The following is a 9,968-nucleotide window of genomic DNA, read 5'->3' on the forward strand; positions in this document are numbered from 1 at the left end:
CCGACAGCCCCGCCGCCGCCCAGAAGGGCGCCCGCAGCGAAATCTCCCCCAGCACCCCGCCCAGCAGCGGCCCGGCGACGAAGCCGCCGCTGAACGCCGCCCCGATCAGCCCATAACCCCGCGCCCGCTCTTCGGGCGGGGTGATGTCGGCCATATAGGCGAAGGTGGAGGTGAAGCTGGACGACGTCACGCCCCCCAGCATCCGCCCCACCGCCAGCCACCACAGATTGGGCGCGATCGCCATCAGCAGGAAATCGAGCGCGAGTCCCGCGACCGAGACCAGGATCACCGGTCGCCGCCCGAACCGGTCGGACAGCGATCCGATGACCGGCGAACAGAGGAACTGCATCCCGGCCCACAGCGCGACGAACAACCCGTTCCACATCCCCGCCGCCCTGCCGGAACCCGACAGCGTCTCGACCAGTTGCGGCAGCACCGGGATGACGATCCCCATCGACATCACGTCGAGCAGCGCCGTCACCAATATGAAGGCGATCGCGGCCTTGGGGCGATGGGATGGGCGCGGTGACATGATGGACTCCTGGATGTCGATCCGGACAGAGCTTGTTCCGAGCCGACTGCATCGGATCGAATGCCACAGCCTGATGTCTACCGCGTTTTTCGAGCCGGCAGATGATTCCTTCTGCTTGCAAAGGGCTCTAGGCGCTGCGCCCGGTCATGCCAAGTCCAACGGTCCCAGGCGGCCGCTCCACAGCAGCAACAGCCCGGAAAAGGCCAGGGCGACCCACAGCGCATGCAGGCCCATCAGCGCGAAGAGGCCACCCCCCGCCACCGCGCCCGCCACCAGCCCCAGCCACAGCAGCAGATAGGGCAGCCAGTTCCATCGCGGCCCGCCGGTCAGCGCCACCGCCAGTTGCTGGCCCAGCTTCACCAGCGCGCCGGTCATATAGGTGACGCCGATGCTGACTTCGCCGTCGCGCTGGAAGACGTTGTTCACCGCGCCCATCGCCGCCGCCATCAGCAGCGTCAGCCCGGAACCCGGCCGGTCCGGCAGGGCCAGCAACGCGGCGCAGAACAGCAGAGCGGTCGCAAGGCCCAGCACCGCCTGCTTGCGCCAGCGGCCCGCCCGGCGCGCGACCAGCGCACCGGCCAGCACGCCGCCGACAAAGGCCCCGACCAGTCCCGCCGCCATCCCGGCGACCGCCGCGCCCTTGGCCAGCCCCACGCCCAGCCGGGTGGAATTGCCGCTCATGAAGGAAACGAACAGCCCGCCCAGCTTCAGGAACCCCAGCGCATCGATGAACCCCGCCTGCGCCGCCAGTCCGATGGCCAGCATGTGGCGGGAAGCATCATATCCGCGCATGCGCTGGCCCCCGCACCATCAGGCCTGCGGCGGTGCCTTGCGCGCGCCGTCCACGGGTTCGACGACGACCGGCGCGAACGAGGCCGCGGCAGGCTCCACAGCGCCCTTCACCAGCGAATCGAGGCTTGCGCCATCCAACCCCAATTCCTTCATCAGGCCATCGATCACCGGCGCCTGCGCCCGGTAACGCAGGGCGGCGGACACCGCGGCATTGGCCAGGTTCTGCTCGCCGCCGCCGATCACCGCCGCGCCATCCGAATGCGATCCGGTGATGCCGTCGACCTGCACGATCCTGATCGAATCGATCGCTTCCATCGGCTTCGCCGCCTCCCGCACCAGATCGGGCAGCACCTTGAGCAGCGCCATCTTCGTCTGCAGCGACATCTGGTCCGACGACAGGATGTTCGCCGCCTCATTGACCGCGCGCTGACCCGCCGCCTCGACCTCGAAACGCACCCGGTCCGCCTCGGCGCGCAGCTTGGCGGCTTCGGCCTCACCCTCCGCCGCCAGGCGCAGCGCTTCGGCACGGTCCGCCGCGGCCTGCTTCTCCGCTTCCGCCTCGACCCGCACCTGGATGGCGGCGCGCTCCGCCTCCCGCGCCGCGTCGATCAGTTCGATGCGCTTGGTCCGCTCGGCAATCTCCGTCTGGCGCGACGTCTGGACCTGCTCCTCGGCGGCCACCGCCTTGGCGCGCGCCTCGTCGGCCTGCGCCTTGGCCTGGCTTTCCTCGCGGCTCTTGTTCTGCACCGCGATCTGCTGTTCCTGCCGGGCGAGTTCGAGCGCCTGTTCCTGCGCGATGCGGGCCTGTTGCACGGCGCGGTCAGCCTCGATCTGCTGGCTGTCGACCAGCTTCTTCGCCTCGATCCGCGCCTGGTCGGCCTCCTGTTGGCGCAGCGACTGTTCGCGGGCCACCTCCGCCGCCTGAACGGCGCGGCGCATCTCGACCTCCCGCTCCTGCTCCAGCCGGGCGAATTCGGTGTCGCGGGCGATCAGCAGCGATTGGCGCTCCGCCTCCAGATTCTTGGTCTCGATCTGGACGCGGGTTTCCTGCTCGATGTCGTTGCGCGACTTTTTGCGCAGTTCGATCTGCTCGGTCAGCTTGGTCAGCCCCTCGGCGTCGAAGGCGTTGTTGGCATTGAAATGCTCGATCGACGTCTGGTCCAGCCCGGTCAGCGACACGCTCTCCAGCTCCAGCCCGTTCATGGCGAGATCGACGGAAGACACCTGCTGCACCTTCTGCACGAACTCGCTGCGCTGCTCATGCAACTGGTTCATCGTCATCCCCGCAGCGACGGAACGCAGCGCATCGACGAACTTGCCCTCGACCAGTTCCTTCAACGCCTCCGGATTCATCGTCCGCGCGCCCAGCGTCTGCGCGGCGGTGGCGATGGACTGCGCGTCGGGCTTCACGCGGACATAGAATTCCGCCTTCACATCGATGCGCAGGCGGTCCAGCGTGATCAGCGCGTCGCTGTTCTTGCGCTCCACGGCCAGCCGCACCGTATTCATGTTCACCGGCATCGTTTCATGGAAGATCGGCAGCACCAGCGCGCCGCCGTTCATCACCACCTTCTCCCCGCCGAAGCCGGTCCGCACGAAGCCGATCTCCTTCGACGCCCGCTTGTAGAGCCGCGCCAGCACGACGCCGAGCACGATCAGGAGGAGAAGCCCGGTCCCGGAGATGATCAGATAGGGCATGAGCGAAAAGCTCTCCTGCACGGCGGGCAGATTCATGGGAAACTCCTAAAGGCGGGGAAGATAATGGTCGCCATGCGATATGGCGCGGAAGACATGGTCCTCCCGGCGGACCAGCAGGATGGTTTCGTCCTCTTCCAGCGTCTGGCCGGCATTGTCGGGTTCGACCATGACATAATGCGCCTGGCCATAGGCATCCTCGACGCGGGCGCGGGCAGGGGAGCCGCTGCGTGCGACGCCGGTGACGATGCGGGCGAAGCTGCCGGTCAGCGCGTCCAGCGGAACGGCGCTGCTCTGGTCGCGGGGAAGCAGGGGGGCGAGCCGTCGCGCGGCAAGGCCGGTCGCAGGCAGGCTGGCGATCAGGGCGGCGGGTGCGGCGATCAGCGGCGGCAGCATCGCACCGGTCAGATCGAGCAGCAGATGCTGCCCGATCAGCCCGATCATGCCGAACAGCGCCAGGAATATCGCCAGCAGCATCAACAGCGGCAGGCGACCGACGCCCAGCCAGCCGAGCAGGTCCGCATCGCCGTCAATGTCGAGATCGAAGTCGCCCGCGATGCCGATGGCCTGCACCGCCCCGATGAGCAGCATCAGGACGATCGCTGAGACGAAAACGACATTCTCGGTCGCGAAAAGGAACGCGGCCACCCCTGACTCCCCTGATTCGCGCCGATGCTAATGGATTGACGTAAAACAGGATAGGGCAAAGCGTGGCCGCGATGCGGCGGACCGAGCGCGCCTATCGGGCGGCGCGATCCCGCCGGAAATAAAGGTCCGCGATCCGGCCATTCTGCACCGAACAGGTGAAGTGGCGCGACCGTCCATCCTGCGCCCGCCAGCCGGACCGGACCTCGACATCGCCCTCCACATCATAGCCGTTGCGGGTCTCGCGGGGCTCCTGCACCTGCCGCACCTCGGCATAGCCGCCCTCCCGCTCCGCCTCGTCGCGGGCGGCGAGGGCGCAATAGGTGATCGCATCCTCGCCGTCCCGGTCGGCGGGCGCCTCCGCCAGATCGCCCCGCCCGCCGTCGCTGTCAGGGGATCGGGCGCCGGCATGGTCCTGATCCGCCGCCACGACATCGGAAAAATCATCGTCGGCGCGCGTAGGGCTCGCTCGGTCGTCCGGGGCGGCGTCATCGGCGGGCGGCTGCGCTTCGTCCGACAGGTCATCCTGTTCCTGCGGCGCGCCTTGCCGCGGCTGATAGGCCTGTGCCGACGCGACGCCGCCCGCCAGCAGGGCCGTCGCGATCAGCGATCCCGTCATCCACCTCATCTTGTTCATGACCCTCGTCCCTCAGCCGAAATTTGCCGATGGCTAGGCGATCATGGCTGTCGGAGGCCTGAACGCGGGCGCGCCGCCACCGGCGGCCATGGACGCATTCCTCCCGAACCGGAAAGCGCCCGCCCTGCTGCCCGGCTATCGCGGCTGCGCGTCCAGTTTCAGCCCGGTATAATAGGCCGCAAAGGCATAGCTGTCGGCATATTCGTCGATCAGCTTGTCCACGGGCTTGCCCGCCCCATGCCCGGCCTTGGTGTCGATCCGGATCAGGCGGGGCTTCGGCCCCAGCTCCGCCGCCTGCAAGGCCGCGGCATATTTGAAGCTGTGCGCCGGCACCACCCGGTCGTCGGTGTCGCCCGTGGTGACGAGGATCGCCGGATAGTCCTTCCCGCCCGCGATGTTGTGATAGGGCGAATAGGCGTAGAGCAGGCGGAAATCCTCCTCCCGGTCGGGCGATCCATAGTCGTCGATCCAGTAGCGGCCGGCGGTGAAACGGTCGAAGCGCAGCATGTCCATCACGCCCACGGCGGGCAGGGCCGCGGCGAACAGATCGGGCCGCTGGTTCACCACCGCGCCGACCAGCAACCCGCCATTGGACCGCCCCTCGATGGCAAGGCCGTCCTTCGTCGTATAGCCATTGGCCTTCAGATATTCGGCCGCCGCGATGAAATCGTCGAACACATTCTGCTTGTTGGCGAGCCGCCCCGCATCGTGCCATGCCTTGCCGAACTCGCCGCCGCCGCGCAGATTGGCGATGGCATAGACGCCGCCCTGCTCCAGCCACGCCATGCGCGTCGCCGAATAGCCGGGCGTCAGCGCGATGTTGAAGCCGCCATAGCCGTACAGGATGGTGGGCGCGGGCGCCTTGGAAAGGGCCAGCGCCTTCTTGCGGATCACCGTCATCGGGATCATCGTGCCGTCCTTCGACGGATAGCTGACCTGCTCTATGCCGTAATCGTCGGGATTGAAGGGCAGCTCCGGCCGCGCGAACAGCTCGTAACGCAGCGTCGCCGTGTCGAAGCGGTAGATGCTCGACGGCGTGGTGAAGCCCGAAAAGCTGAAGAAGGTTTCCGGATCGCCGTCGCGCCCGCCGAAACCGGCCGCCGTGCCCAGGCCGGGCAGCGGCACGTCGCTGACCTTTCGCCCGTTGAGGTCGATCAGCTCCGCCACGCTTTCCGCATCGGACAGATAGGCCAGGATCAGCCGGTCCCCGACCAGCGACCCGCCCGCCAGCGTGTCCATGCGCTCCGCCACCACCTGCCTGGCGCCGCGCCGGGGGAAGCGGGCGTCGATGCTGACGACGCGCAGATGCGGGGCATATTGGTCGGTGATGAAATAGAGCGTCGGCCCGCGGCTGCCGATCAGCCGCCAGTCGTTGGTCATGCCCTTCACCAGCGGGCGGACCTTCACCTTGCCGCCGGTCAGTTCGGCCAGATGCAGTTCGCGGCGGGGGTCGGTGCCCTGGAAGCTGCTGATGACCAGCCAGCGCCCGTCCTGCGTCACCTGCGCCGTGTGGCTGAGGCGCGGCTGGTCCGGGGTCGCGTAGATAAGCTGATCCTGCGCCTGCGGCGTACCGAGGCGGTGATAATGAAGTTCCTGCCCCACCGTGGAGGATTGCAGGCCGGCGCCTTCCTGCGGCGCGGCGAAGCGCGAATAGAAGAAACCCTGACCTTGCCCGTCCCAGGCAAGCTGGGAGAATTTCACCCATTGCACGACATCGTCGAGCGGCCGGGCGGTGGCGACGTCCAGAACCTTCAGCGTGCGCCAGTCGCTCCCGGCCTCCTGCACGGCATAGAGCAGGAACCGGCCGTCGGGGGAGGGCGCCCATTCCGCCAGCGCGTCCGACCCATCCTCCGCCCAGTCATTGGGGTCGATCAGCAGCCGCTGCGCACCGTTCAGGCCGTCGCGCACATAGAGCGGGGTCTGGTTCTGGAGCCCCTTGTTATAGCCGTAGAAATAGCGCCCGCCCGCCTTGCGCGGGATGGTGTAGCGGCCATGGGCGAACAGCGCCTGCATGCGTTTCTTGAGCGCCTCGCGACCCGGCAGCCCGTCGATATGGCGGCGGGTGAGGCGGTTTTCCTGTCCCACCCAGTCGCGGACGGCGGGATCGCCGCGCAGGTCGTTTTCCAGCCAGCGATAGGGATCGGTCACCTTGACCCCGAAATGATCCTCCACCAGGTCCAGCCTTTTGGCGGCGGGATAGCGCAGTCCTGAAGCGCCAGCGACCGCCGCATCCGGCTCCGCCTGCGCGGGGAGCGCCGCGAACAACAGCGCCGCCAAAGCAAAGCAGCCAAAGGCGCGCATCCGATCCCCCCGAAATCCCATTCCCATTCTCTGGCGTCTCATGGCGCGGAAAGGCAAGAAAACAAGGAATATTTCCTATCTCCCCGCCCTTCAGGGGATGGCAGGGAGTGGGGGCCAACCGAATGGCTCGACGCCCCGCATATCCCCGCCCCAAAAAAGAAAAAGGGCCGCGCCCCCTTCCGGAAGCAGCGGCCCTCTTCATCTGCCCGCTTGCGCGAGCCGTCAGCGGATCACGCCGCTTCCAGCTCGTCCGCGTCCGCACCCTGGACTGGACCGGAATCCTGACCCTTGGCGTCGACGTCGCGGTCCACCAGTTCGATGATCGCGATCGGCGCCGCGTCCGAAGCGCGAATGCCGGCCTTGATCACGCGGGTGTAGCCGCCATTGCGGTCCTTGTAGCGCTCGGCCAGAACGTCGAACAGCTTGGTGAGCTGCGCGTCGTCCTGCAGGCGGGCATGGGCCAGACGACGATTGGACAGGCCACCCTTCTTGGCGAGGGTGATCAGCTTCTCGACATAGGGACGCAGTTCCTTCGCCTTGGGCGTGGTCGTCAGGATCTGCTCATGCTTGATGAGCGAGGCGGCGAGGTTGCGGAGCAGCGAGTTGCGATGCCCGGCGCTGCGCTGCAGCTTGCGATGACCAACCTTGTGACGCATATGTCTTTCCTTCCGTTCGTTAAGGGGCCGTTTCAGGTACCCCAGACCAGGCGGCGTTTCAGGGCCGCCGCCCCTTTGCCCTGCCCCTTAAAAAGGGGCGAAGTTCACACCGTCCAAAGCGGACGCGAATCCGTGCTTTCCGGTGTCCAGCATCCCTCCGGGCGGACCGGAGGGAAGGCGGATCAGCCCAGCAGCTCCTGTTCGAGCTTCTTGGCCATTTCCTCGATATTCTCCGGCGGCCAGCCGGGGATGTCCATGCCCAGGCGCAGGCCCATGGACGACAGCACTTCCTTGATCTCGTTCAGCGACTTGCGGCCGAAATTGGGGGTGCGCAGCATCTCGGCCTCGGTCTTCTGGACCAGATCGCCGATATAGATGATGTTGTCGTTCTTGAGGCAGTTGGCGCTGCGGACCGACAGTTCCAGCTCGTCCACCTTCTTGAGCAGGTAGCGGTTGATCTGGTTCGCGTCGCTCTCGCCCTCGCTGGCCGAACCGCCGGCAGCGGCGCCGGCGGCCGGAGCGGCGACGGGCAGCGCGTCCTCGAAGTGGACGAACAGCTGGAGCTGGTCCTGCAGGATGCGGGCGGCATAGGCCACCGCGTCTTCCGGCGTGACGGTGCCGTCGGTCTCGACGGTCAGCGACAGCTTGTCATAGTCCAGTTCCTGGCCGACGCGGGTGTTGTCGACCTTGTACGCGACCTGACGCACCGGCGAATAGAGCGCGTCGACCGGGATCAGGCCGATCGGGGCGTCGGCCGGACGGTTGGCGACGGCGGGGACATAGCCCTTGCCGACGTCGGCGGTCAGTTCCATGTTCAGCGTCGCGCCCTGGTCCAGGTGGCAGATCACCAGGTCGGGGTTCATCACTTCAATGTCGCCCACGGTGGTGATGTCGCCCGCGCGCACTTCGGCGGGTCCGGTGGCGGAAAGCTGGAGACGGCGCGGACCGTCGCCTTCCATTTTCAGCGCAACCTGCTTGATGTTGAGGACGATGTCCGTGACGTCCTCACGCACGCCCGCGAGCGAGGAGAATTCGTGGAGGACGTTCTCGATCTTGATCGAGGTGACCGCCGCGCCCTGGAGCGAGGACAGAAGAACCCGGCGCAGCGCGTTGCCAAGCGTCAGGCCGAAGCCGCGCTCCAGAGGTTCGGCGACGAAGGTCGCCTTGCGCTTGCCGTCGCCCGCGACCTTGATCTCAAGGCTGTTGGGCTTCTTCAATTCCTGCCAGTTCTTCATGTTGACAGTCATGTATTTCCCCTGGGGATGAGGCCGAAACGTTCAAAAATCCTGACCCGACAGGACGTTCCGACCGATGCAGATGGGTGAGCGGGCGACGCGTCCGCCGCCCGCCGACAAGCCGCGCGTCGTTGTTAGACGCGGCGGCGCTTGGAAGGACGCACGCCGTTGTGCGGGATCGGCGTCACGTCGCGGATGGAGGTGATGTGGAAGCCGACGGCCTGCAGCGCGCGCAGGGCCGATTCACGGCCCGAGCCCGGACCCTTCACTTCGACTTCCAGGGTGCGCACGCCATGTTCGGCCGCCTTGCGGCCGGCGTCTTCGGCGCAGACCTGCGCGGCATAGGGCGTCGACTTGCGGCTGCCCTTGAAGCCCATCATGCCCGCCGAGGACCAGCTGATCGCATTGCCCTGGGCGTCGGTGATGGTCACCATGGTGTTGTTGAAGCTGGCGTTGACGTGCGCGACGCCGGCCGAGATGTTCTTGCGTTCGCGGCGCTTGATGCGCTGGGGTTCGCGTGCCATTTTTGCTCTATCCTACTGAAATCTTGTGTTCCGGGAGGCTGCGCCCAGGAAGGGCTGCCTCCGGCGGAGAAGAAGATGAAATAGTCCCCCGGACTATTTCTTACTTCTTCTTGCCGGCAATCGGCTTCGCCTTGCCCTTGCGGGTGCGCGCATTGGTGTGCGTGCGCTGGCCGCGGACCGGCAGGCCCTTGCGGTGACGCAGGCCGCGATAGCAGGCCAGGTCCATCAGGCGCTTGATGTTCATCGCGGTTTCGCGGCGCAGGTCGCCCTCGACCGTGTGGTCGGCGTCGATGGCTTCGCGGATCTGCAGCACTTCGGCGTCGGACAGGTCCTGCACGCGGCGGCTGTGGTCGATGCCCAGCTTGTCGGCGATGTCGACGGCGGTCTTGCGGCCGATGCCGTGGATGTAGGTGAGCGCGATGATCACGCGCTTGTTGGTCGGGATGTTGACACCCGCAATACGTGCCATGGTATTCTGTACTCCTGCTCCACGGGGCGGTTGGCGCCGCCCCATCTCAAAGCGTCAGGGCTGAAGTCCTTAAGGAGACGACAGCCGATTCGATAGGCCCCAAGACGCAAAAAAGACGGCCAGTGCCACTGCACTGCCGCTCGTCAGCGTGTCGGGAAGGGGTGCCCTTAGCGATTCGGCCTTCGGCTGTCAATGACGGGCAGGCGCGAAAGCGGCGAAATCCGGCGCTTCCGCCGCCCTTTCTTTCGACCGGTCCGGCATGTCGTCCCGCCCTTTTCGGGTTGATGCCATCCCCGTGCCTAAGGCATGGAGGCGGGATGCGCTTCACTCTGCCCTCCGCCATGCCGGCGGCCGCCTTCGTCCTGCTGGCTTCCTGCGTGGGCGCGCCCCAGCAGCGCGCGCCTGTTCCCGCACCTGCGCCCCGGCCGGCTCCCGCGGCCCGGCCCGCGCCCCCTCCGCCGCCGCCGGCCGATTGGCAGGAC

At 66.9% G+C, this 9,968-nt stretch carries 10 protein-coding genes; all 10 read right to left on the reverse strand.

The features are described from left to right. On the reverse strand, positions 1-532 hold a 532-nt coding region (locus tag K7W03_RS25065; RefSeq protein ID WP_222887614.1), incomplete at its 3' end, for an MFS transporter. Between the two features lie 144 nt (positions 533-676). Continuing rightward, positions 677-1,324, reverse strand: coding sequence for a YoaK family protein (locus tag K7W03_RS25070; RefSeq protein WP_044661272.1), 648 nt, complete (start codon positions 1,322-1,324; stop codon positions 677-679). A gap of 18 nt (positions 1,325-1,342) precedes the next feature. Beyond that, positions 1,343-3,058 (reverse strand): flotillin family protein, encoded by a 1,716-nt coding sequence (locus tag K7W03_RS25075; protein WP_065847885.1) that lies wholly within the window; start codon positions 3,056-3,058, stop codon positions 1,343-1,345. A 9-nt stretch (positions 3,059-3,067) separates the two neighbouring features. Continuing rightward, a complete protein-coding gene (locus tag K7W03_RS25080) occupies positions 3,068-3,667 on the reverse strand; it encodes an OB-fold-containig protein (RefSeq protein ID WP_222887615.1) in 600 nt (199 codons plus the stop codon). Between the two features lie 91 nt (positions 3,668-3,758). Beyond that, positions 3,759-4,301, reverse strand: coding sequence for a hypothetical protein (locus K7W03_RS25085; protein WP_048577396.1), 543 nt, complete (start codon positions 4,299-4,301; stop codon positions 3,759-3,761). A 135-nt stretch (positions 4,302-4,436) separates the two neighbouring features. Next, on the reverse strand, positions 4,437-6,629 hold the full coding sequence (locus K7W03_RS25090) for a prolyl oligopeptidase family serine peptidase (RefSeq protein WP_413469348.1): 2,193 nt from the start codon (positions 6,627-6,629) through the stop codon (positions 4,437-4,439). A gap of 203 nt (positions 6,630-6,832) precedes the next feature. Continuing rightward, the gene (gene rplQ, locus K7W03_RS25095; RefSeq protein ID WP_044661277.1) at positions 6,833-7,258 is read right to left on the reverse strand and encodes a 50S ribosomal protein L17; all 426 of its coding nucleotides are present in this window, start codon (positions 7,256-7,258) and stop codon (positions 6,833-6,835) included. 182 nt (positions 7,259-7,440) lie between these two features. Then, positions 7,441-8,505 (reverse strand): DNA-directed RNA polymerase subunit alpha, encoded by a 1,065-nt coding sequence (locus K7W03_RS25100; RefSeq protein WP_044661278.1) that lies wholly within the window; start codon positions 8,503-8,505, stop codon positions 7,441-7,443. A 122-nt stretch (positions 8,506-8,627) separates the two neighbouring features. Next, complete coding sequence (rpsK, locus tag K7W03_RS25105; protein ID WP_004208752.1) at positions 8,628-9,017, reverse strand: 30S ribosomal protein S11; 390 nt, start codon at positions 9,015-9,017, stop codon at positions 8,628-8,630. A gap of 100 nt (positions 9,018-9,117) precedes the next feature. Further along, positions 9,118-9,486 carry a 30S ribosomal protein S13 gene (gene rpsM, locus K7W03_RS25110; RefSeq protein ID WP_025552414.1) on the reverse strand — a complete coding sequence of 123 codons (369 nt, stop codon included), beginning with the start codon at positions 9,484-9,486 and terminating at the stop codon, positions 9,118-9,120. Positions 9,487-9,968: the final 482 nt, after the last annotated feature.

The organism is Sphingobium sp. PNB, from assembly GCF_019873065.1.
Taxonomy (GTDB): Bacteria; Pseudomonadota; Alphaproteobacteria; order Sphingomonadales; family Sphingomonadaceae; genus Sphingobium; species Sphingobium fuliginis.

Bases quoted from the DNA above. Each gene is read 5' to 3' on its own strand.
- K7W03_RS25100 (WP_044661278.1), bottom strand. From the start codon at position 8,505: ATGACTGTCAACATGAAGAACTGGCAGGAATTGAAGAAGCCCAACAGC.
- rplQ (WP_044661277.1), bottom strand. From the start codon at position 7,258: ATGCGTCACAAGGTTGGTCATCGCAAGCTGCAGCGCAGCGCCGGGCAT.
- K7W03_RS25070 (WP_044661272.1), bottom strand. From the start codon at position 1,324: ATGCGCGGATATGATGCTTCCCGCCACATGCTGGCCATCGGACTGGCG.
- rpsM (WP_025552414.1), bottom strand. From the start codon at position 9,486: ATGGCACGTATTGCGGGTGTCAACATCCCGACCAACAAGCGCGTGATC.
- rpsK (WP_004208752.1), bottom strand. From the start codon at position 9,017: ATGGCACGCGAACCCCAGCGCATCAAGCGCCGCGAACGCAAGAACATC.
- K7W03_RS25085 (WP_048577396.1), bottom strand. From the start codon at position 4,301: ATGAACAAGATGAGGTGGATGACGGGATCGCTGATCGCGACGGCCCTG.
- K7W03_RS25075 (WP_065847885.1), bottom strand. From the start codon at position 3,058: ATGAATCTGCCCGCCGTGCAGGAGAGCTTTTCGCTCATGCCCTATCTG.
- K7W03_RS25090 (WP_413469348.1), bottom strand. From the start codon at position 6,629: ATGGGAATGGGATTTCGGGGGGATCGGATGCGCGCCTTTGGCTGCTTT.